This window comes from Massilia sp. Masssp94 (assembly GCF_059491305.1).
Window position 1 is genome coordinate 5,749,115 of sequence record NZ_CP168501.1, and the last position, 23,914, is coordinate 5,773,028.

Annotated in this window: 14 protein-coding genes and 1 pseudogene; 3 read left to right on the top strand and 12 right to left on the bottom strand. The window is 61.1% G+C overall.

What is annotated here, in order from left to right; all coding sequences use genetic code 11:
• Window positions 1-444 precede the first annotated feature (444 nt).
• From ACEN9G_RS25430 to ACEN9G_RS25445, 4 genes are all read right to left on the bottom strand, one after another.
• Window positions 445-1,047, bottom strand: coding sequence for an NF038129 family PEP-CTERM protein (locus ACEN9G_RS25430; RefSeq protein ID WP_483127149.1), 603 nt, complete (start codon window positions 1,045-1,047; stop codon window positions 445-447).
• 11 nt (window positions 1,048-1,058) lie between these two features.
• A complete protein-coding gene (locus ACEN9G_RS25435; protein WP_483127150.1) occupies window positions 1,059-5,771 on the bottom strand; it encodes an OmpL47-type beta-barrel domain-containing protein in 4,713 nt (1,570 codons plus the stop codon).
• Between the two features lie 406 nt (window positions 5,772-6,177).
• Complete coding sequence (locus ACEN9G_RS25440) at window positions 6,178-6,780, bottom strand: NF038129 family PEP-CTERM protein (protein WP_483127151.1); 603 nt, start codon at window positions 6,778-6,780, stop codon at window positions 6,178-6,180.
• A gap of 11 nt (window positions 6,781-6,791) precedes the next feature.
• Window positions 6,792-10,802: an OmpL47-type beta-barrel domain-containing protein gene (locus ACEN9G_RS25445; protein ID WP_413339573.1), complete on the bottom strand. Its 4,011-nt coding sequence runs from the start codon at window positions 10,800-10,802 to the stop codon at window positions 6,792-6,794.
• Window positions 10,803-11,070: 268 nt separating this feature from the next.
• On the opposite strand from ACEN9G_RS25445, the gene ACEN9G_RS25450 reads away from it, so the two are divergent.
• Window positions 11,071-12,729: a glycoside hydrolase family 43 protein gene (locus ACEN9G_RS25450; protein ID WP_413339572.1), complete on the top strand. Its 1,659-nt coding sequence runs from the start codon at window positions 11,071-11,073 to the stop codon at window positions 12,727-12,729.
• Window positions 12,730-12,798: 69 nt separating this feature from the next.
• A complete protein-coding gene (locus tag ACEN9G_RS25455) occupies window positions 12,799-13,812 on the top strand; it encodes a diguanylate cyclase domain-containing protein (RefSeq protein WP_413339570.1) in 1,014 nt (337 codons plus the stop codon).
• 273 nt (window positions 13,813-14,085) lie between these two features.
• On the opposite strand, the gene ACEN9G_RS25460 is transcribed toward ACEN9G_RS25455, so the two are convergent.
• Both ACEN9G_RS25460 and ACEN9G_RS25465 read right to left on the bottom strand, forming a co-directional pair.
• On the bottom strand, window positions 14,086-14,571 hold the full coding sequence (locus ACEN9G_RS25460; protein ID WP_413339568.1) for a hypothetical protein: 486 nt from the start codon (window positions 14,569-14,571) through the stop codon (window positions 14,086-14,088).
• Between the two features lie 486 nt (window positions 14,572-15,057).
• A complete protein-coding gene (locus ACEN9G_RS25465) occupies window positions 15,058-15,861 on the bottom strand; it encodes a hypothetical protein (protein ID WP_413339566.1) in 804 nt (267 codons plus the stop codon).
• A 154-nt stretch (window positions 15,862-16,015) separates the two neighbouring features.
• On the opposite strand from ACEN9G_RS25465, the pseudogene ACEN9G_RS25470 reads away from it, so the two are divergent.
• A pseudogene (locus tag ACEN9G_RS25470) lies at window positions 16,016-17,011 on the top strand (IS481 family transposase).
• Between the two features lie 102 nt (window positions 17,012-17,113).
• Here the strand turns inward: ACEN9G_RS25470 and ACEN9G_RS25475 are convergent.
• From ACEN9G_RS25475 to ACEN9G_RS25500, 6 genes are read right to left on the bottom strand one after another with little or no spacing between them, the layout of a single operon-like run.
• Complete coding sequence (locus tag ACEN9G_RS25475; protein ID WP_413339564.1) at window positions 17,114-17,695, bottom strand: hypothetical protein; 582 nt, start codon at window positions 17,693-17,695, stop codon at window positions 17,114-17,116.
• Between the two features lie 17 nt (window positions 17,696-17,712).
• On the bottom strand, window positions 17,713-19,245 hold the full coding sequence (locus ACEN9G_RS25480) for a LysM peptidoglycan-binding domain-containing protein (protein WP_413339562.1): 1,533 nt from the start codon (window positions 19,243-19,245) through the stop codon (window positions 17,713-17,715).
• Window positions 19,246-19,259: 14 nt separating this feature from the next.
• A complete protein-coding gene (locus ACEN9G_RS25485) occupies window positions 19,260-22,124 on the bottom strand; it encodes a type VI secretion system Vgr family protein (RefSeq protein ID WP_483127152.1) in 2,865 nt (954 codons plus the stop codon).
• 12 nt (window positions 22,125-22,136) lie between these two features.
• The gene (locus ACEN9G_RS25490; protein ID WP_413341647.1) at window positions 22,137-23,063 is read right to left on the bottom strand and encodes a hypothetical protein; all 927 of its coding nucleotides are present in this window, start codon (window positions 23,061-23,063) and stop codon (window positions 22,137-22,139) included.
• 15 nt (window positions 23,064-23,078) lie between these two features.
• A complete protein-coding gene (locus ACEN9G_RS25495) occupies window positions 23,079-23,684 on the bottom strand; it encodes a hypothetical protein (RefSeq protein WP_413341646.1) in 606 nt (201 codons plus the stop codon).
• Window positions 23,681-23,905, bottom strand: coding sequence for a hypothetical protein (locus ACEN9G_RS25500; RefSeq protein WP_413341644.1), 225 nt, complete (start codon window positions 23,903-23,905; stop codon window positions 23,681-23,683). Before ACEN9G_RS25500 ends, ACEN9G_RS25495 begins: the two co-directional genes overlap by 4 nt.
• Window positions 23,906-23,914 lie beyond the last annotated feature (9 nt).

A 23,914-nucleotide genomic window follows, 5' to 3' on the forward strand; every position in this document is an offset into this window, starting at 1 on the left:
TCAATTTGATTGTTCTCATGTCTGTCCCTCCATTTTTTAATCTCTTCGTGTTTAGGTTACCGATAACATTGTTGACCGGAGACGGACCGGAAATGCAGGGCGCGGCAGCACCCGCTTGCGTAGCCGAACCGGGCCGCATTGGTTTTTTATATATGAAGTTCTTATAAACGAGTGCCGTATCGAAGAACGTTCGGCGCAGTCTCACCGTACGTGTGCCTGAAACAATGCGGTTCCCGACTCGTTCGGGTCACGATCAAGTCGCCACTTGCACAGGGCGGGATTGTACGTTATCGATACCGTACAATTGTAGGCCTAATTTCAGCAGGCGCGAACATATTTTTTGCCGCGCTGGCGATGCTCATGCCGGCTGGATGAATGAAAAAACCCCAAAAGCCGGACAACGGCCTTTGGGGTCCGATTAAGACTGCAGGACGTCAGGACCGCTCAGAACCTGCGCGCTTCACGCCCCCGCCACGCCATCATCGCCAGCATGGCAACCAGCATCAGCGCCGCCGTCGACGGTTCCGGAACCTTGGTCACGCTGCTGACCGGGGTCGAGGGCGCCGCCACGAGGATCTCTTCGCCGACCGGTGCAAACGGCTGCAGAAACAGGTTGCCCAGGTCGCCGTCGGCGCCCAGGTAGTGCGTCGCATCGAACAGGGCCCAGCCGAACGCCGTGCCGATGTCGCCCGGCAGCATGGTGAAGCTGACGTCGAAGCCGAACTTGCCGCCCAGCTGGATGGCCTGGACCAGGTCACCGCCGCCGCCGGCATTGCCGAACACGAAGGAACCGGGCGCGGTGCCCGTGACCGTGCCCGTCAGGTCCGCCGCGCCGTCCAGCGCGCCCGCCAGGTTGCTCACGATGGCGGTCGCGGCCGGCGCGCCGTCCAGTCCCAGGAAGTACAGCTCCAGGAAAGCCGGCCCCGAACCCAGCGACGCCGTGTCGATGTCGACGTGATAGAGCGGGGTGGCCGCCGCCTGGCCGCAGGTGCCGGTCAGCGCGGCCGCGAGTGCCAGCCAGGATAAGAAGTGCTTGAATCGAAACATGGTCAGGTCCTTTACTGGATGCTGAAGAGGGCCGGCGTGTAGGCGATGCCGACTTTGTTCGGGTTGGAGAAAGTGGTCGTCAAGGTGACGCTCTGGCCCGGAGCCAGGCTGGCGGCCGGCAGCGCCATGTACGGCACGCCGTCCTTCACGCCGGTTTGCGTGTCCAGCGTGACGCCGGCCGTCAGTGCCTGCAGGCGGAAATGCAGCGGACCCGTCAGCGTCTGGCCGCCGGTGTTCGTGACCGTCACCGTGCCCGTGTACTTGTTGGTGAAGCGGTTCACCGTCAGGCCCGAGCGCGCGATCGATGCGAAGGAGGTCACGTCCGCCGATTTGTCGATCGACACCGTCACCGCGTGCGCCTGTTCGGTGTTGCCCGCCCAGTCCTTGCTCCAGTAGCTCACCGTGTGCGTGCCGCTCGTGGTCAGCGTGACGGAGTTGCCCGTCTGCTGCGCGCCGCCGTCGACCGTGTAATACGTCGCTGCGACACCCGAGCCGCCCTGGTTGTCCGTGGCCGCGAAGGTGACCGTCGCGTCCGTGGTCGCCGTGCCTTGCGGCGCGGTGGCCGTGGTCACCGGTGCGATCACGTCCGCGCCATGCAGCGAGCCGTGCAGGCGAACTTCCCTGATCGAGCCGAACCACGCGTTCGGGTTGTACACACGGATGTAGCGGTAAGGCACCAGGCTCGTGACCGGCAGCGTCTGCCATTCCGCCGTCGACTGCGCCGCCGGGGTCAGCGTGGTCCACGCGGTGTTGTCGTTCGAGCCCTGGAACACGAGGCCGTTGACGCGCGTGTAGTACTTGTCCTGGCTGCCGATGACTTCGGTGCCGGTCAGGCTGACCTGGTTGCCTTCCTTGAAGTCGAAGACCACCCAGGCACCCGTGCCGGAGCCGCCCGAGCCGTTACGGAAGTCCGAACCGGTGCCCAGGTTCGCGTCGAACAGGGTCTTCACGATCGTCAGCGTCGTGGCGGCGTTGCGGTTCGTGGTCGAATCGATCAGCGTTGCGATGGTCGGAACGTTCGGGATGAGGTCGCTCTCGTCGACCAGGTTCAGCGCAGTGCTGTCCGTCGTCTCGGTGACCTGGTAACCCGGCTTGCCGTCCTGCGTGACGTAGTTGATGGCGAACTTCACCTGTCCCGGCTGCGTGCCCTGGGGCAGGGTCGCGGTGGCGGTGTAGGTGAGGTTGTCCGTCGTGTCGAGCGCGGCGGGCAGGCCGTCGATTGTCACCGCCACGTTGCTGATCGCTTCCTTGGCCGTGAAGCTCAGTTTCACGGTATTGCCGGGCACGATACGGTTACGCAGCGCCTGCGCCGAGCTGATCGACGCCGTGGCGATCTTGTTGGTCGACGCCGTCGCACCGTACAGGCGCAATTCGGTCATGTTGCCGAACCAGGCGCCGGCGTTGGTCATGCGAACATAGCGGTATGGCGTCGTGTCGGTGATCTTCAGCGACTGCCAATCCATCGTGTTCGCCGCGGCGGTCGAGATCGTCGTCCACGTCGTATTGTCATTGGAACCTTGTACCAGGGTGCCGGCGATGCGGCCCGAGTACCGGTCCTGCAGGCCGATGACATCGACCCGCGACAGTGCCACGGTGCCACCGCCCCGGAAATCGAACTCGACCCAGCCATTGTTGCCGCTGCCGTTGAGGCGGTAGTCGGTACCCGTCGTCAGGTTATCGTCGAACAGACGGTTGACGTTCGTGACCACATCGGTCGCGTTGCGGCCGTTGGAATCCGTCACGGTCGCGATGTCGAGCAGGTTGCCGATGTAATCCTTCTGGTCGGCGATGAACAGGGTCGACGAATCGGTCGTGAACAGCACGGGTTCGGCGGCGGTGCCGTCGGCGGTGTTGTAGTTGAGCAGGAACTTCACCGGGCCCGGTGCCGTCGTGGCCTTGACGACCGTCGTCGCCGTCCAGTTCAGGTTGTCCGTGGTGGTGACGGTGGCCGGCTCGCCCTGGATCATGGCGCTCACGTTGTTGATCGGCTCGGTCGACTGGAACGACACCTTGATCGTGTTGCCGGGCACGACCCGGTTCCTCAGCGCCTGGTCGGAACCCAGCGACACACCGGCCAGCTTGTTGACCGTTTCATAGCGGGTGCCGAAGATCCGGAATTCGGTCATCTCGAGGATGTTGTATGACCACAGCAGATCGATCATGGAGATCTTGAAGAAGCGGTAGCGCTGGGTGCGGAACTCGTCCGCCACATTCAGCGTCTGCATCTCCTCGACCATGCGCGTCTCGTCGGGCGTGATCCGCGTCCAGTTCACGAGGTCGTTGGATGCGAAGACGGTCGTGCCGCCGATCCGTTCCGGGAAGCTGCCGGGCGGCTGGAACTGGAACGCGGTCGCCGCCACCTTGAAGCTGGGGCCGAAGTCTATCGTCTGCGTGCGATTGCTGTCCGTGGCCGTGCCGAACGGGATGTTGGTGCCGTCGGTGTTGTCGATCCCGTTGGCGGCAAAGCCGCCGAAGTTCGTCACCAGGTTCGTCTTGAAGAACAGATTGGGGTAATTGATGCTGCCGTCCGGTAGCAGCGGGGTCAGTTCCTGCAGGCCCGAGACCGCGGTGCGCAATGCCGCCAGCTTCTGGAAGTAGGTGTCGTCGGTGCCCGAGCCGATCGTGGCTTGCATGTCCGCGTAGACGCCATCGTAGGCCGCCTTCGTCGACGTGACGTACAGCGTGTCCGGCTTGACCGCCGCCGTCACGGCCGTCACCACCGCCTGCCGGTCGGCACCCACGACGACGATCACGCGCTTCGTGGTCACCGTGGTCCCGTCCGAGGCCTCGACGATGAGCGTGTACGTGCCGGCCTGCGTCGGCTTCCACGAGAATGCGCCCGTGCTGGTGTCGAACGATGCGCCCTGCGGCAGGTTGTCGATGTTGTAGGTCACGACGTCGCCCGCGGCCGGGTCGGTGGCGGACAGGTCGAGCGTCACCGGGATGGTGGCGCCGGCATACGTGTACGCGGTCGTGTCGCCGTTGCCGGACTTGAAGGCCGGCGGGCTCAGCAGGGTGCTGGACTGGATATTGATGTGGTCGACGTCGACCGTGGTACCGTTGCCGGTGACGGTGAGCGTCAGGAAGTCGGGCATGTTGAACGGCACCACCACGTAGCGCCACTGGCCCCGCGTGTTCGGCAACGTGATCGACGTGCCGTTGAGGTCCATCGTCGCCTGGCCGTTGGTACGCACGCGCAACCCGATCGACGTGGTGGGCCAGCCGTACGTGTACACGGCGTAGCGCGTGCCTTCCGGTGTGGCCGTGGTGCGCACGAAACCGGTCGAGCCTTCGGTCTGCGCCACTGAATTGCCGTCGTACGCCGTGAACCGGTCTTCCACTTCGCGATAGGGATCGACGATGGGGATGCCCAGGTATTTGCTGCCTTCCGCTTCGGCGGCCTTGGGAATCGTCAGCCAGAAGTCGCCGCCGCCGTCGGTGCCATCCCAGTTGTAGGCCTTGCGCTTGGCGAAGATCGTCGTGTAGTTCGGGACGAGGTGTTCCACATCGAGACCGCGCACGTATTTGTAGTAGTAGAAGGCTTCCCAGGTGTTCTGGGAGAGCCGGCCGCGATACGCCGCCGACACGCCGTCGTACATCGCGCGGATGCTGCCGTCCGGGTTGACGCTCATGGCGACAGGCACCCACGGGATGTCGTAGCCGACCATGTACGTGCCCCACAGCTCATGGACAGCCAGCAGGCGGTCATCCATGAACTCGTACGGGCCGACGGCGTTGGATGCCGTCGACGGCGTGCCCGCCACGGGATCGACCTTGGTACCCTGCGCCAGCATCAGGCGCGCGAGGATTTCCGAGTTCGTGAGGTCGCCCGCGCCGTGCGCCTGGTCGCGGCCCATTTCGACGTGCTGGATCTGCGGCGGAATCGCTTCGCCGGTGGCGTCGTTTTTCGTCACCGTCCGGAACAATTGCTTGATCGATCCGGTCCATGCAGGGTCGGGGGCATCCTTGTTGACCATGAACCACTCGACGGCCTGGTTGTACCCGTCCCGGTCGCCCATGAAGATGGAACCCGACATCTTGGCGATCGTCGTGTACAGGTGCTGGTTCATGAAGCGGCAGTTACAGTTGTCGAAGGTCTCGATCACCGGCGTGATCAGGTTCCTCGAAAAGTTGACCGTGTCGTCGTCCGTCCATGCGAGCGCAGGCGTCTGCGTGCTGGTGGCGCGCAGGATTTCGGCCGCGGTCGTCATCCGCTGCAGTGGAATGCCGGTATGAATGTGCGAATCCGTGTAATACGCGTATTGGGCGGGATCCATCTGCGAATACAGGCGGATGATGTGCATGGCGTTGCTGCGATAGGTGTCGTCGCCGGTCACGAGATACAGGACGGCCTGGGTATACACGGTACCCGCATCCGCGATGAAGTTGCCTTCCAGCCCTTGCGACGTCAGGCCGTAAAACGCCGGCTTGGTGGGATCATTGCCGTTCATGTTCCTGATCCGCGGCGTACGCGAGGCGGAGGCCGAACCGAGCATCATGTTGAAATGCGTGTACCACGGCTCCTTCTTCGCCAGGATCTGGGCCCGTGCGTTCTCCAGCATCTCCTTGGTCAGCCCGACCCCGGGATGCTTGAAGCCGTTCGCGTCGATCGTTTTCGTGATCACCGGCTGGTAGCTGGTCACCAGCGTATCGATCGGATCCGCCATCGCGACCTGGCCCGGTAAAGGTACCAGCGTCGTCGCGATGCCGACTGAAAATGCCATGGCGACGATGCGCCTCAGCGCATTGTCGAATCTATTTGTTCTCATGTCTGTCCCCCCATTTTTAACCTCTTCGTATTTAGGTTACCGATAACATCTTTGACCGGAGGCGGACCGGAAAAGCAGGGCGTGGCAGCGCCGACTGCATACCCGAACCGGGCTCCAGGGGTTTTTAATAAATGAAGTACTTCTTGGTCACAGCTGTATCGACGGTTGTGCCAGTCCCGTCCCGTGCTGGATGGTGATCGCGCTGCCGCCCCGCACTGGATGGGATTGTACGTTATCGATACCATAAAATTGTAGACCTAATTTCAACAGGTGCGTTCATATTTTTCGCCGCGCTGGACAATGAAAAAACCCCAAAAGCCGGACGGAGGCTTTTGGGGTTCGGTGACGAAGTCAGGACGGATCAGAGCCGGCGCGCTCCTTGCCGGCGCCAGGCGACCAGCGCCAGCATGGCAACCAGCATCAGCGCCGCCGTCGACGGTTCCGGAACCTTCGTCACGCTGCTGACCGGGGTCGAGTGCGCCGCCACGAGGACCTGTTCGCCGACCGGAGCGAACGGCTGCAGGAACAGGTTGCCCAGGTCGCCGTCGGCGCCCAGGTAGTGCGTCGCATCGAACAGGGCCCAGCCGAACGCCGTGCCGATGTCGCCCGGCAGCATGGTGAAGCTGACGTCGAAGCCGAACTTGCCGCCCAGCTGGATGGCCTGGACCAGGTCACCGCCGCCGCCGGCATTGCCGAACACGAAGGAACCGGGCGCGGTGCCCGTGACCGTGCCCGTCAGGTCCGCCGCGCCGTCCAGCGCGCCCGCCAGGTTGCTCACGATGGCGGTCGCGGCCGGCGCGCCGTCCAGTCCCAGGAAGTACAGCTCCAGGAAAGCGGGCCCCGAACCCAGCGACGCCGTGTCGATGTCGACGTGATAGAGCGGGGTGGCCGCTGCCTGGCCGCAGGTGCCGGTCAGCGCGGCCGCGAGTGTGAGCCAGGATAAGAAGTGCTTGAAGCGAAACATGGCGATGTCCTTTACTGGATGCTGACGAGGGCCGGCGTATACGCGATGCCGGCTTTGTTCGGGTTGGAGAAAGTGGTCGTCAAGGTGACGCTCTGGCCCGGGGCCAGGCCGGCGACCGGCAGCGCCATGTACGGCACGCCATCCTTCACGCCGGTTTGCGTGTCCAGCGTGACGCCGGCCGTCAGTGCCTGCAGGCGGAAATGCAGCGGACCCGTCAGCGTCTGGCCACCGGTGTTCGTGATCGTCACCGTGCCCGTGTACTTGTTGGTGAAGCGGTTCACCGTCAGGCCCGAGCGCGCGATCGATGCGAAGGAGGTCACGTCCGCCGATTTGTCGATCGACACCGTCACCGCGTGCGCCTGTTCGGTGTTGCCCGCCCAGTCCTTGCTCCAGTAGCTCACCGTGTGCGTGCCGCTCGTGGTCAACGTGACGGAGTTGCCCGTCTGCTGCGCGCCGCCGTCGACCGTGTAATAGGTCGCCGAGACACCGGAACCGCCCTGGTTGTCCGCGGCCGTAAAGGTGATCGTCGCGTCCGTGGTCACCGTGCCTTGCGGCGCGGTGGCCGTGGTGCCAGGCGCGGTCGTGTCCGCGGCGTTCACCGTACCGTACAGGCGCAGTTCCGTCATGTTGCCGAACCAGGCGTTGGCGTTGGTCATGCGGATGTAACGGTATGGCGTGGTGCCGGTGATCTTCAGCGACTGCCACTCCGGCGTGTTCCCGGCGAAGGTCGAGATGTTGGTCCACGTCGCATTGTCATTGGAACCCTGGACGACGGTGCCGTTGATCCGGCCCGAGTACTGGTTCTGGGGACCGATGACGTCGACGCGGGACAGCACCGTGGTGACGCCGGGCCGGAAGTCGAACTTGACCCAGCCATTGTTGCCGCTGCCGTTGAGGCGCAAGTCGGTGTTCGTCGTCAGGTTGCTGTCGAACAGTAATTTTGCGTTCTTGATCACATCGGTTGCATTGCGGCCGTTGGAATCGGTGACGGTCGCGATGTCGAGCACGTTGTCGATGTAATCCTTCTGGTCCGCGATGAACAGGGTCGACGAATCGGTCGGGAACAGGACGGGTTCGGCGGCGGTACCGTCGGCCGTCCTGTAGTTGAGGAGCAGCTTCACCGGTCCCGGTGCCATGGTGGCCTTGACGACTGTCGTCGCCGTCCAGTTCAGATTGTCCGTGGTGGTGACGGTGGCCGGTTCGCCCTGGATCGTCGCACTCGCGTTGTTGATCGGCTCGGACGACTGGAACGTCAGCCTGATCGTGTTCCCCGGCACGACCCGGTTCTTCAGCGCCTGGTCGGAACCCAGCGACACGCTGGTCAGCTTGTTCACGGTTTCATAGCGGGTGCCGAAGATCCGGAATTCGCCGAGTTCGAGGATGTTATACGACCAGAGATCATGGATCATCGAGAGCTTGAAGAAGCGATAGCGCTTCGTGCGGAACTCGTCCGCCACGTGCAGCGTCTGCCAGCCCTCGATCCCGAGCGTCTCGTCGGGCGAGATCCGGGTCCAGTTCTCGTTGTCGTTGGAACCGAAGATGGTCACGCCGCCGACGCGTTCCGGGAAGCTGGTGCGCGGCTGGAGCTGGAACTTGTTCGCGGCGACCTTGAAGCTGGGACCGAAGTCCAGCGTGAACGTGTGATTGGTATCGCGGGCGATCGTGAACGCGATGAAGCTGTCGGTATTGTTGTCGACCCCGTTCGCCGCCCAGTCGCCGAAATTCGTCACCAGGTTGGTCTTGAAGAACAGGTTCGTGTAGTCCATGCTGCCGTCCTTCAGCAGCGGGGTCAGTTCACGCAGGCCGGCGACCGCGTTGCGCAACGCTCCAAGCTTCTGGAAGTAGGTGTCGTCGGTGCCCGAGCCTATCGTGTTCTGCATGTCGGCATAGGCGCTCTCGTAGGCCGTCTTCGTCGCGGTAACGTACAGGGTGTCCGGCTTGAACGGCGCGGCGACGGTCGCCACGGCGGCCTGCCGGTCCGCGGCAACTTCGACGATGACACGCCTGGTGGTCACCGAGGTGCCGTCCGATGCTTCGGCGAGGAACGTGTAGGTGCCGGCCTGCGTGGGTAGCCACGAGAACGCGCCCGTACTGGTATCGAACGTGGCGCCCTGCGGCAGGTCGTCCATGTTGTAGGTCACCACGTCGCCGGCCGCCGGGTCGGTCGCCGACAGGTCGAGCGTCACGGGGATGGTGGCGCCGGCATACGTGTACGCCGTCGTGTCGCCGGTGCCGGACTTGAAGACTGGCGGGCTCAGCAAGGTGCTGGACTTGACGTTGATGTGGTCGATGTCGACCGTCGTACCGGCACCGGTGATCTTGAGCGGCAGGAAATCGCCCAGGTTCATCGGCACCACGACGTAACGCCACTGGCCCCGCGTATTCGGCAACGCGACCGACATGCCGTCGACCTCCATCATGGCCTGGCCATTGGTGCGGATGCGGAAGCCCATGTTGGGGATGGCGGCCCCGTTATAGCTGTACACGGCGATGCGCGTGCCTTCCGGTGTGGCCGTGCTTCTCACGAAGCCGGTCGTTCCTTCGGCCTGCGCGACCGCATTGCTGTCGTATGCCGTGAACCGGTCTTCCACTTCGCGATAGGGATCGACGATCGGGATGCCCAGGTATTTGCTGCCTTCCGCTTCGGCGGCCTTGGGAAGCGTCAGCCAGAAGTCGCCGCCGCCGTCGACGCCATCCCAGTTGTAGGCCTTGCGCTTGGCGTAGATCGTGGTATAGCCCGGCGCGATCTGTTCCAGGTCGAGGCCGCGCACGTATTTGTAATAATAGAAGGCTTCCCAGTTGTTCTGGGTGAGCCGGCCGCGGTACGACGGATTCACGTTGTTGTACATCGCGCGGATGCTGCCATCCGGATTGACGCTCATGGCGACAGGCACCCATGGGATGTCATAGCCGATCATGTATTTGCCGAACAGTTCGTGGACGGCCAGCAGGCGGTCGTCCATGAATTCGTACGGGCCGACGGCGTTGGATGCCGTCGACGGCGTGCCCGCCACCGGATCGACCTTGGTACCCTGTGCCATCATCAGGCGCGCGAGGATCTCCGAGTTCGTGAGGTCGCCGGCGCCGTGCGCCTGGTCGCGGCCCATTTCGACGTGCTGGATCTGCGGCGGAATCTCTTCGCCGGTGGCGTCGTTTTTCGTGACCGTCCGGAACAACTGCTTGATCGATCCGGTCCAGGCCGGATCGGGGGCATCCTTGTTGACGGTGAACCACTCGACGGCCGTGTCATAGCCGTCGCGGTCGCCCATGAAGATCGAACCGGACATCTTGGCGATGGTCGTGTACAGGTGCTGGTTCATGAACCGGCAGTTGCAGTTGTCGAAGGTCTGGATCACCGGCGTGACCAGGTTCCTCGAGAAGTTGACCGTATCGTCGTCCGTCCATGCGAGCGCCGGCGTCTGGGTGCTCGTGTAGCGCAGGATTTCCGCCGCCGCCGTCATGCGGCTCAGCGGGATCCCGGTATGGATGTGCGAGTCGACGAAGTACACGTACTTCGACGGATCCATTTTCCCGTACAGGCGGATGATCCGCATGGCGTTGGCGCGATAGACGTCGTCGCCGGTCACGTAGTACAGGATCGCCTGCGTGTAGGCGGTCAGTGCGTCGTTGATGAACAGGCCGTTGGCGCCCTGGGAATCGATCCCCAGGATACGCGGCTGCGTCGGGTCGGCGCCGTTGACGTTCGAGATGCCCACTGTCCGCGACGCTTTGCCCGACTTGAGCATCATGTTGAAGTGGGTATTCCAGGGCTCCTTCTTCGCCAGGACCTGGGCCCGCATGGTTTCCAGGGTCTCCTTCGTGAGCCCGACCCCGGGATGCTTGAAGCCGTTCGCATCGATGGATTCGCTGATGACGGGCTGGTAGCTGGTCACCATCGTGTCGATCGGGTCTGCGGCCATGGCGACCTGGCCCGGGTAGGGCACCAGCGTCGCGGCGATACCGATTGACACCGCCATGCAGGCGATGCGCCTCGCCGCACGGTCGAATTTAATTGCCCTCATGTTTGTTCCCCCATTTTTCCACCTCTTCTCGTGTTTAGGTTACCGATAACATCTTTTGCCGGAGCCAGAGTCGGGAAAGGCCTAAATCTGCCTCCAGAGGTTTTTAATGTATGAAAAACGTCCGCGTCCGGACGGTATCGACAGCTCCAGCCTGTAAAATTGCCGCACTGGCTAGACAGAAATGTACGTTATCGATACCATACAATTGTAGACCTAATCCCCGCCAGCGGACACAAATTTTTAACGATCAGGACCATTTGCAACGGACATGCCAACCTTTCCCGAACATAAATTCTCCCGCTGGTGCGCCGTCGCACTGTCCGGCCTGCTGGCCGCCGCCGTCACGACCGGCCCCTGCCAGGCCGGGGAGGCCGTGGCCTGGGGTGATTGGGCCAAGTGGGGCGATCTCGGCAACGGCCGCTATCGCAATCCCGTCCTGCCGGCCGATTACAGCGACCTGGATGCGATCCGCGTCGGCGACGACTTCTACGCGATTACATCGACGTTCCAGTTTTCTCCGGGGATGGCGGTGCTGCATTCGCGCGACCTGGTCAACTGGCGCACGGTGGGCCACGCGGTGCCCGACCTCACGCAGATCTCGCCGGAACTGGACTGGACGCGGATGAACCGCTACGGCCGTGGCATCTGGGCCGGCGCCATCCGCCACCATGCGGGCCGGTTCTGGATTTATTTCGGCACCCCGGAAGAAGGCTATTTCATGACCAGCGCGGAACGGCCGGAAGGGCCGTGGACGCCGCTGCAGCACGTGTTGCGTGCAACAGGATGGGACGACTGCGCGCCGTTCTGGGACGATGACGGCAAGGGCTACCTGGTCGGCACGCACTTCAGCGACGGCTACAAGATCCATCTGTGGGAACTGAGCGCGGACAACCGCAGCCTCGTGCCGGGGACCGACCAGGTGATCTACCAGTCGAAGGGCAGCGAGGCCAGCAAACTGTACAAGTTCAACGGCACCTATTACCACTTCTTCAGCGAAGTGCAGGGCGACGCGCGCGTGATGATGATGCGGCGGGCGCCGTCGATCCGCGGACCGTGGTCCGAGAAGCGCCAGCTGATGCAGGCGGACCGCGCCGCCATGGAGCCGAACCAGGGCGGGATCGTCCAGGGCCCGGACGGCAACTGGTATTTCTTCACCCACCACGGCAGCGGCGACTGGGCGGGACGGGCCGCGAGCCTGCTGCCGGTCCACTGGATCGACGGCTGGCCGGTGATCGGGCAGCCCGACCGCGCCGGCATCGGCACCATGGTGTGGGAAGGACGGATGCCGGGCACGCCGTCCGTCCGCCGGTTCCCGCAAGGCGGCGACGACTTCGATGCCGGCGCGCTCGCGCCCGTCTGGGAATGGAATTACCAGCCGCGCATGGACAAGTGGTCGCTGTCGGCCCGTCCCGGCCATCTGCGCCTGCACGCCTTTCCCGGCCTGGACGGCGCCAACCTGCTCAAGGTGGGCAATGTGCTGACCCAGCGCGTCGTGCGGACGGGCAGCCAGTCGTTCGCAGCGCGGATAGAACTGGCGGGGATGGCCGAGGGCCAGCATGCCGGCCTCGTCCACTTCGCGGCGCAGCCGCGCGCCGCCAATCCCGCCGAATCCACGGCGTCCGCGGGCATCGTGATGGTGGAGGGCAAGCGTTACCTGGAAGTGTCCCGGGACGGCAGTTACACCCGATTGCAGCCGTGGAAGCACGATGCGATCTGGCTGCGCTCGACGTGGGGGCTGGATGGCAAGACCACCCTGGCCGTCAGCGCGGATGGAGCAAGGTACGAGACCGTGCTGCCCGACTTTTCGTTGACGTGGGGCGCGTATCGCGGCAGCCGTGTGGGCGTGTTCACGTTCAATCCGGCCGGAGAACATGGCTACGTGGACGTGGACAAGGTGGATTATCGCATCGACAACCGTCAGTATTAACTTGTCAACAAGAGGCAAATGGTCCACACTGGTTGTGTGATTATTTGTGATATTTCTCTTTGACTAGACATGAGCACCATCACGCTGGACGCGGCCGTACTGCTGGACATCATCGACATCCAGACCGAGATCGCCTGCCAGGGCCTGGATCTGGGCGGCGTCATGCAGTTGGTCAGCCAGCGCGCCGCGACGCTGTGTCGGGCCGAGGGTGCTGCGTTGGAATTGGCCGAGGGCAATGAGATGGTGTACCGCGCGGCAGCCGGGCTCGCCCGGGCGCAGTTGGGGTTGCGCCTGCGGCGCGAAGGCAGTCTGTCCGGCCTGTGCGTGGACAGGAATGAAATCCTGCGTTGCGACGACGCCGAGCTCGACCCGCGCGTGGACCGTGCAGCGTGCCGCAAGGTCGGCCTGCGCTCGATGCTCGTCGTGCCGCTACGCCATGACGAGCATTCGGTGGGCGTGCTGAAAATCGTGTCGTCGTCGGTGAACGCCTTCGGCACCTGGCATGCGCAGGTGCTCGGCCTGCTGTCGACGCTCGTCGGCGCGGCGATCTACCACGCGGTGCAGAATGCGTCGAACGACCTGTACTACCGCGCGACGCACGATGCCCTGACGAGCCTCGCCAACCGGGCCCAGTTCTACGACAGCCTGCGCCAGCAGCTGGCGCGGGCGGCACGGTGCCATGGACACATCGCCGTCCTGAACATCGACATGGATGGGCTGAAAGCGATCAACGACAACCTCGGCCACCGCGCCGGCGACGCGGCGCTGTGCGAAGTGGCCAGCCGCATCGGCGCCGAACTGCGCGCGGACGACATGGCGGCGCGCGTCGGCGGCGACGAGTTCGGCGTGATTCTCGTCGGCGTGCGCGACCGCTGCAGCGTCGCGAACAAATGCCAGGCATTGACGACGGCGATCGGCGCGCCGTTCGAGTTCGAAGGGCGCGCGCTGCCGCTGGGGGCGAGCGTCGGGTTTGCGCTGTGGCCGGAGGATGGGGACGACATGGAGCGGCTGATCGAACTGGCCGATCAGGCCATGTACCGGGTCAAGCATGGGCGCCGTGCGGGTGTGGGCGCGGGCGCCTGAGTGTCATTTGTCGTCGAGTTCGGCCCTGTCGCGTCCGATAATCCGGAACGACGTGCTTGCATTGTTCGTCGGCGTCAAATCGATCTCCATCCAGGCGTTGCCGAAGATGCACTTTTCATTATCACGGCATGTGGCTGTTATCGAAAGTACCTGCGGCGGGGCTGCAGACACCGTCCCAATTATCATCATCAGGACGAATGTTGGAACCAGTCTGGGGTGATGGGGCATGTGTAGTGCTCGCCATAGTCGGGGAGACCGCCGGCGCTTGAGTCATCAAAATAATGAAAGATACACGAGAACTTTTCCGGATTGTTCGCACGAAAAACCGCTGACCTTGCGTCCGGATTTTTTTACATTTGCTTGATATGCGTGGCATCCGGCAGCTGTTGCGAGGTCGAGATTCGCGTTCTTGTTCTTCTCCATAATGTTTCGGAAATGGCTTGAAATCCATGGTCGCGCGGCTTCTGGAACAATATATACACTTTTGTCGTTCGTGCCGCTCGTGAAATTGTCGGCATTTGTACCCGGTTCAATTTCTGCAACTAGGGTCATATAATCCGTGGGGCCCGGTACGCCGCCTTCATATTCTGGCGTTCCGAACATTTCCCATCGAGCGGACTTCAGATCGGACGACAGATCGACGAGCTGTTGCAATGCCATGACATCATCGGAGGCTTTGAGTTTTTTATCTTGGGCCGAGCAACCGGAAATACAAAGAACCGCTGTGGTGGCAAGCATGGCAAACGCGTAGCCGGCCATGGCGGGCTTCTCAACGCACACGTTAGGGCTTTTGAACTGTTTCAAGCAACGGTCTATCATCTACGATTTCTCCGGCAATTTGTTCGACGAAGTACCACTTGCAGGCGCGCTCTACAAAGGCACGCTCGTTCCTCGATGAGATGTAATCGGCGAACTGCATCTTTTTGTATGCGTGGCACCAATTATCGAAGTACTCGTCGGTAGGTTCTACACGTTCCTTGTTTCGAGCGGCGTCATTCGGCGCCCCCCAGATCTTGTCACGCCCAACTATTGAGAGGTATTCGAGTGCCAAGTCGCTGAAGGTCTCGCAGAGATCGAGTGCACCGTACCGCTGACGCCTGCGATGTCATACCACTCGGTAGCACGCATCTGTTTTTGGTCCACAAGTGCACGCAGACAATCGTTCAACATTGGATGAGCGCAGGTTAACCAGTTTGCGGCAAGATGGCCTTCGGCCCAACCGTGAGCAACAAGCGAGAACGTGACCTAATTAACTTTGGGCACCGTGCTCCCCTCACACATCTCGTTCTCAACGGCACCTCCTTGTACTTTCATGTCGATACAAGCGAGGATCTGCTTGTTGTTCTCGACTTTTCGAACATATTTATTCCGAATGGTGGCTGGCGTTGTCGAAGAGCCGCCCGGGTGCGACCCTTTCCAATCGAAAAGATAGCCATTGTCAATAATTTTCATTGAAGGGGCTGGATCCGCTAGTGGTAACGGATCCTTGCTGCCGACAGCGCTCGCGCGCCAGATATCACGCATGGTGGCAGTCTGAACGTCATACAAGTAGTATGTGACGCCACTAAAGAATTTGCCAGTTCTATACTGAATTCGCGGGCAGCTTTTCTGTATTACCGCGTGCTTATCCGAAGCATCGACAATCTGAAGGTTATACTTTGGGCAAAGATTGTCCGGGACATTTGGCTCGTCAATTTTAAACGTTTGATTGGAAGAGGGTGTGTTGAAATACAGAAGCCCTTGCGCCGGTGCTAGTCGCATAGAGAATTTCGCACTCTTCGTTATCAATATTTCCAAATCTGACTTCTTCGTCGATGTGGAATAGATAGGAATTTGCCAGCGAGCCTGATCAGGTCCATCAGACTTTATTTTGCTCTGTTCCGCACGTGCCTCGCGTAACAACACATCTTGCGGGTCTTCTCCGGTAGCGGTGTTTCCACACGGCTTGCTGGTGCAACGATAGTGTGTTTCCGAAGCTTCTTGGCTCCATGCTGATTGGGAAATGCAGCCGAGCATGCCGATTGCCAGTGCGATGATGCTTATGCGCATGAGTGTCCTTTAGCTGTTTAGTTTCGTGCGATCATTTACCTCGTCGTAGCTGGTCTTTGTTCCGTGCAAAGGCTATGCTGGGCGACTTGATTGCTGGGTTCAGCAGTCCTGGCATTCAACCGCAACAGGAGCAGTCCGCAGCACGAGTTCACGCATCCATCCACAAGCCCGTACCACCCCGAAAATCCGGCAGGAGATCAAGGATTCGGGCCTGTCGGACCGGTAGGCCGCAAAGGTCTTCAATATCAGCCGCGCTACCGCCCGCAAATGGCTCCAGCGTGATGACGTACAAGACCGTTCCCATCGTGCCCATACGTTGCATACGACTTTGAGCGCGGCACAGGAAGCCATCGTCCTGGCGCTGCGCCAGTCACTCTATCTTCCCCTTGACGACCTGCTGTTCATCACGCGACAGCACATCAATCCAGACGTTTCCCGCTCGGGCATCGCGCGCCTGCTCAAGCGCGAAGGGATGTCGCGTCTTGAAGACGTGATCCCGAAAGCCGAAGGCGAAGCGATTCAAGCGAAGAAGACCTTCAAGGGCTACGAGCCGGGCTTCATTCATATCGATATCAAGTACCTGCCCCAGATGCCGGTCGAGACCTCGCGCCGCTACCTGTTCGTCGCCATCGACCGCGCCACGCGCTGGGTCTTCATGCACATCTACGGCGACATGACCGAGAACAGCAGTGTCGATTTCCTGCGCCGCCTGAAGCTGGCCTCGCCCATCAGGATCAGCAAGATCCTGATCGACAACGGCTCGCAATCCACCGACCGTTTCGCCACCAGGGACAAGAAGCCCAGCGGCCAGCACGCCTTCGACTTGGCCTGCGCAGCCCTGCCTGCCGAGCATCGCCTGGCGCCGCCACGGCACCCGCAAACGAACGGCATGGCCGAGCGCTTCAACGGCCGTATCAACGAGTTGCTGCAGCAGACCCGCTTCGACAGCAGAGCCGATTTGCAGGCTACATTGATGAACTATTTGAAGCTGTACAACCACCATATTCCGCAACGTGCACTCGACGCAAAAACGCCTATCCTCGCGCTCAAGGAATGGCAGCAGAAACGGCCAGAACTATTCGTTAAACGCGTTTACGATCAAACGGGACTCGACACGCCCGGATGCGCACCTGAAGGTCACGCGTCATAGTGGAGACGCTGTCCGGCAGACCGAGCCTACGACTGTCGGATAGGCGACTGTATTTAATTTCTGAAATATTTCAAAGATAAGTTAATTTTTAAAAAGGTGGTATCAATCGCCGATCGGACCTATCACTTCCCGTTGAGGGCGATATAAATAGCGCTGAGGTCCAGCTAAATCAATAAAGGTTTCCTGTTTTCCCCACTTGACTTTTTTCAGGTGTTCGCATATGTCATCGTCAGGATTGTAGGAGAACGGCTTAGATACAAAGGGCTTTGTGTCAGTAAAGTCAAGCATGATATAACGTCTCACGCAGTTACTCGTTGCGCCAACAGAAACGATCATCCTTTTCACATCACCCGGGCCGCTCTGATTACCTTTGCTGGAAGCCCAATCGATGACATTTGTGAAGCTGTCGAGCATGAGTGATTGTTCGGATCCTCCTTTGTCGGTAACGCCTTCTAAATTCACGATGGCTTTTCCGTTCAAGAGAATTTTGATTGCAGGGGTTCCCCGCTCGCCTGAACGGTCCAAAAACTCAAGCGTTCCGAGTCCGGTATGGTAAGAATAATAATCGGAGCCTCGTTCATCCAACAAAACTTTTTGTTGTGGGCCAATCGGCCTTTTGGCGTTTTCTGAGTGGCACAAACTTACGACGGTGCAAAGCATGATCGTAAAATAGAGCTTTTTCATTATTTATTGATGATTGATTAGCGAATAGCGATTGTAAGGTCAATAAGGTGGCGCGGAAGCGTGCCCTGTCTTGTACACATTTTGTCGGAAATGATGATCTTGTTGTCAATAAACTCGCCGAGCCAATTTCGATGGGCCTTGAGATAATCACCACCCGCCCGCTTTGCACGTATTTCCGCGCCTTCATCTTTGATCTGGGTTCTAAGAAGAAGCTCCGCTTTCTTTGCACTCATTGTATTATAAATGAAAGATATAGCATCATCTGCTCCGAGATGATGGGTTAAATAAATCACTTTCGCCTTTTCCCCGTCTGGAATGCTGTCTACTTTTACGCCTTTAGACTTCAACATCTCGAGGTTCTGAAGGCCATAGTCAACGGCTGTATTGATCGCGCATTCGGGATCATACCGCAAATCCAGGAGATTTTGAATATTCTTATCACTCGACGTGGCCCATTTCCGTATAAACCTACGTGAAGAAAGTAATCTATCGAGGCTGGATTTCGGTGCGGAAGTGATTACTGTGCCGTCAGCCAAGTTGAATTGAGGATATGTTTTCTCCACCTTGTCTTTACCTCGTTGCACGGTCTTTGTCTTTTCAGTAACCCATCCCTCGCGTTTAGCGCGTTCGTACAGGAACGTGCCCTTGGTGAGGGCCAGACTTATCCATGTGGCGTCAAGAAACTGTGTCATTCCTCTGGCAGACGATCTTGGATTCTCAGAACGAGGGTCCCACTCACCAGTGTCGTATGTTTGCTTGATAAATACTGGCGTGCCATGTGCGTCAGTTTTTTGTTTGCCAGTTTTTTTGTCAATAACTGGCAATTTTTTTACGTTTAAAATGCGAGCCGCTTCTGCGTTCATAATGGCAGCAATAGCATGAGGCGACAGTTTTGAACGTCGCGAGGCTCCAAGAATGATTTCGCGATACTTATGGTTGGCTTCCAGCCTCAGATTTTCAGGATTCGGACATTCCAATGCGACCTGCTGTACAGGATGGCCGTTCTGGCTCCGAGTAAAGGTAGTGCTTCCAATCTCTTGTCGGGTTGTTTCGACAGGTTTGGCAGGTTGAGCTGGACCTTCATGCAATTTCTGTTCAGAAGTCCTTTTTATTTTTGGACTAACAACTCGCGCGTGTGTCGTGGGGCCCGCTGGCTTTACCTCGGAAATTGTCTTCCATTCACCGGCTAATGTCTTCACGGAAATCTTAATTTCGTCACTCGGCTCGAGGACGACAGCAGGGACGAATCCATCGCTGTCAGTCGAGTGATGCAATTTGTGTGCGCCAATCGTTAGATTGACATGCATACCTTCGATAGGCTCATTTGAGGCATCAATAAACTGGCAAGTAATAATCGAGAGATCATCGAGCTGCGGGAGTGGTAACGGACCGAGCTCTTCAGGTGTTACCTCAATAGCCGGACGCGGCAATATAAGTACTTGATCTATTTTAATGAGATTATGGTTGTGTATGTCGTTTAATGAGGCGAGTTCATATCGATCGACCTTTTCCCGGGCCGCAATACCGGTTAGGGTGTCGCCCTTTTTCACCACATATATCCTGTTCATTCTTCTGCCTCCAAATCCATCCAGTCGTCTGGTTCTAACGTCACGGGATCCTGATCGGCAGTTATGTCGGTAACCCAATTTCCGCTTCCGACAAGGACGACGAATTCTTGCGGACGTTCTTGATCGGTTAGTCGCTGCGTCCTGCCATCGCCTTGCGTAGTGCCGGTATACGCAACCTCGAAGCTTTCGGTGTCAAAGACGTCGACATCGACGCCTGCCGCCGGCTTACCCGTGATAGCCGATGTCGCTGTCCAGCGTATGCTATATGGCTGTAGTATTGGCGTAACAAGACGATGCGGGAGCTCTTCCAATCGTGCGGCACCGAATGAACCTTCATCAAATACTTGTTGCGCGCCTTTAACGGAAAACCTGCCCGGACAGGCAAACGTAATATCCTTGCCGTCCAGCGTCACCGACGCCTGCCCCGCCTGCAGCACGATCTTCTTGCTCGCCTTGACCTCGATCCCGTCATTGACCGAGATGACGGTGACTTCCTTGTCCGCCAGGATCTCGAGCTGGTCCGTATGCGCCTGCACCGACACCGGCCCGTTACCGGCGAACGCCTGTATGCCGCCCTCGTGCGCATACAAGGACGTCGCCTCGGCCGACACCGACGACGACGTGTACGCCGCCGTCATGTGCATGTCCGACTGCGTCGTCCAGTGCAGATGCTGGCCCGCGAACAGCACGGTCGACGCGGGCGTCGCCCAGTTGATGCCGGCCTGCGAATCCATCAGCACGACCGGCGCGCCGAATTTTTCGACGGGCGACGACGTATCGAGGTCGCGCGATCCGGGCGTCGACTTCGCGGCATCCTGGCCGTTCACCGGGCCGGCGAACTTGCCCTTGTCGGCCGGATCGATCTGCGCGAGGAAATCCTTCTGCGCTTGCGCGGCCGCGTTGCTGGTCAGCGCATGCTGTCCCGTCGCAGCGTCCAGCAGGGTGGTGCCGAGCGACTGCGCCGCTTTCAGGCTGTCTACCGCTTCGGCCGCGTCCATCTGCGTCGAGCTGACGCCGGCGCCTTGCGCGGAACGTGCGCGCGTCGTCAGCAGCACGCCTTCCGCGCCGCGTACGACGGCCCAGGCATCCGTGCGCAGTTCGAAGCCGCTGCCGCGGTAGTGGCCGCGCTGCGCGCCGCCTGGCGCCTGGCGCACCAGGTGGCCCAGGTTCAGCTGCGTGGCCGCCGTGCTGGTGGCGAGGCGCATGCGCAGCTGACCCTGCGTATCGTCCAGCTGCCACTGGTTCCAGCCGGCGCCGTCGAAGGTCTGCGTGTGGATGCCGGAGATCGTGCCCGCGTGGTCGACGCCGGAATCGACGCCCGCCGCGAACGGCGGCGCATCCGCGCCCGTGTACAGCTGCGCGACCACGATGGGGCAGTCGATGTCGTTGTCGATGAAGTCGACCAGCACTTCGGTGCCGATGCGCGGCGTGAATTGCGACCCCCAGTTCGGGCCTGCCAGCGATTCGGCGACGCGGACCCACGTACCCGAGCGGGCGTCGCCGGGCGCGCAGCCTGCGTCGTCGGTGTCGTGATCCAGGCCGCCCCGGTTCGCCGCAGCGCCGCGCTGCCAGGCGAACTGCACGCGCACCTGGTGGTTGCGGGTCGTGGTGGCGACGCTGTCCGGCAGGCCGACCACCAGCGCCGTCTGCGGGCCGAGCGCCGTGTGCGGCTGGGGCAGGGCGGTCGCAGGCGGCACGATGGCCACGGCGTCGCGCACGCAGCCGAACCGGTTGCGGTACGTGCCGGGTTCGACGCCGCCACGGTCCACGGCCGCGATCTGCGCGCCGACGTTGTTGCGCGCCTCGTGCTCGACCCACAGCACCTTGAAGGCGTTGTCGCCGTCGGGATAGCGGTCGTGCTGCGTCAGTGTGAACGCATGGCCCGGGGCGAGCCGGCGCGCGGCGCCTTCGCCTTCGAACAGCTTGTTGTCCAGTTCCAGCGCGTGCAGCATCAGGCGGCTGTGCAAGCCGGCCGCGCCGGCATCGGTGGCGATGCGTTCGCCGGCGCCGTCGTACACCGGCAGCAGCGGCAGCTCGCCGGCGTCCAGGATCGATTGCTGTTCGGCGGCGGGCGCGCGGACCTGGGCCGGATCCCAGCTGCTGATCGAGACGGCGTTCGCCTGCACGCGCCGGCGCGCGCTGAAGCCGTCGATGGCGTCGTCGGTGTCGGTGGCGCGCACGCCGTGAAAACGGATGGCCGCGTTGCCCGGCGTCGCGGGGAACTCGGCCGCGCTGTCGAAGATGATCACGCGGTGTCGCGCCTGGCCGTCGTCGGTCGTGAGGTCCTGGTCGTGCTCGAAGCGCCAGGACAGGCCCTCCGACGCCATCAGGCGCACGAAGAAATCGTAGTCGCTTTCGCGATACTGCGTGCAGATGGGGCGCGGCGGCAGGTCCTGCGTGATGTCGAAGTCGAAGCGCAGTTGCGGGTAGTCCGCGAACAGCTCGGTGACGATGTCGCGGACGTTCTTGTCCTGGAAGATGTAGCTGTCGCGGCGCAGGCGCAGCAGGGCCAGCGCGGGCTCCAGGCGCAGCCGGTAGCGCGCGACGCCGCCATCGGCACCCAGCCATTCAGCCGCGGTGCAGATGCCGTGCCACGCGCGTCGGCTTCCGTCAGGTTGCAGCAGGCCGACGGTCAGTTCTTCGCCGATGAAGTCCGCGAGATCGAGGTCGGTCGACGTGCTGAGGGCATCAACGTCGAAACGGTATAAATCATTTACGGCTTCGCGGCCGCGCACCCGTTCCGCGAGCGGGGATTGCGGCAGTGCGGCGTCGTGCGCGCTGGCCAGCGTGATGAGGCGGGCATGCTGGGACAGGCCGGTGCCGAAGCGGCGGAGTGCTTCGCTTAATGTTGCGAGGTCCATGTCAGAACGGTGTCATTGTCGGGTTGGCGGAGTTGGGAGGGCGCCCAGGCGTTGCGAGAGGGCGGCCCTGGCCGCCCTGATATCGCCGGTTGCGCCCGCGCCGTTGATGTCGGCGGACAGGCCTTTTTCGACCTTCAGCGTGCCGTCGTTCGCAATGGACGCGATGACGACCAGCTGCTTGCCGGCGACCGATCTGAACATGGAAATGTAGTACGTCGCGGCGGGCGCGGCCAGCCGAGTGGCAGCGAGGACGCCGGCGCACCCGGTCGTCGACGCCACCTCGGCCAGGTTTGCCGATAGCGGTTTGGCGCCGGCTTCCATCGCGAAATGGCAGGCGCGGGCGTGGCTGTCCTCGAAGGTGGCAAATGAGGACGTATCCCCCGCGATGAAGTCACGTTCCAGGAACCGCCATTGCGGGAACGTCTTCCGCATCATCGCCGCGCGTGCAAGCTTGATGCCGTCGGCTTCTTTCCAGGAGTCGGACGACGGGACCCCGTCGTTGAGCATCTTGTCGTCGACGAAGCCCTGGGCCGGATCATCGTACACGTAATGGAACTCGCGATACGTGTCGTCGCGCGTGTCCCGGTCCAGATATTCGATGGCAAGGTAATGCTTGTCCTGCAGGCGGAACGCCCTGATCGACGGTATCGCGACGCATTGCGGAAAGGTGTTGCCGCTGTCCGCATCAAGTATGTCGATATAGCGTGGCTTCGGCGCGTCGGGGACGGCAACGAGGAGGCCGCAGCTCGGCGCCACGCCGTCCTTGTCGTAGAACGCGACGGGTACCACCGCCGGGTTGGGCGAGCGCGCCAGCTGACGGAGTTCGGCCCTCTCGGCGCCGCGCTCTTTCAGGAATGCGGCGACGTTAACTGATTGGGCGGCGGCCTGGATACTGAATGTCGGGATAGCCAGAGCAACGAACGCTGTGATCATTTTCATGGTGGCAGTCGGGTCTCAATCTGCAAAGGTATCTTCCGACATCTCGACCTTTTTGCCACCGCGCGTGAACGTATAGATGATGCGGCCGGATGTCGTATCCGAGCGCGTCTGCATCGTCATCGGTACGCCATTCGCCGTGAACGATGCCAGGATCGTGGGCTTGTCGAATCGCGCGCCGACCACGGCTGCCGAGAACGGCGAGCCATCTTCCGGGTTAGCCGCAATTTGTGCGAGCGTCTTCATCACAGGCGTCCAGAGCTTCTTGTCGGATGTCGGAGCGGCCACATAGATGTATCGGTAGCCCTTGATGCTTTTCATCTGCGAGGCGAACAGGGGATCCTTGCCGTACTTCGCCAGTTCCGTATCGAGCGACGTCGGCGTGGTAGTTTTGACTTCATAGCAGCACGCGACGTCCAGGGTCGAGCCGGGGCATTGCAGAGCGTTGAAGAAAGTCGATCCGGACAACTTCTCGTCGGTGAAGATGTAGGTCGGACGGGCGGTTACGTGGCTCCCGTTTGCCAGAACAGGGATTTGTTCGACGATACCGACGATGGGAAGCCCGTCGGCATGACAACCGACGCAGGCTAATGCGATGAGCGAGAAGAAGAGCCGTTTTTTCATGGAGACTGGTCGGGAAAGATCAGGAAGAGGCTTTTCGGGTTGGATACCCGCTGGGCGTAGCCGATACTCGTGCTGACGACGCGCTTGCCCGGCTTCGCCATGTCGCCCGGATTGTTGGTGCGCCATGCGAAGGAGCCGCCGATGTACGGCGTTCCCTCGCCGTTTTCGTCGAAGTAGTGGACGGCCCTCTTCTCGCGATAATAGGTCGCACGTACGAACATCGATTACCC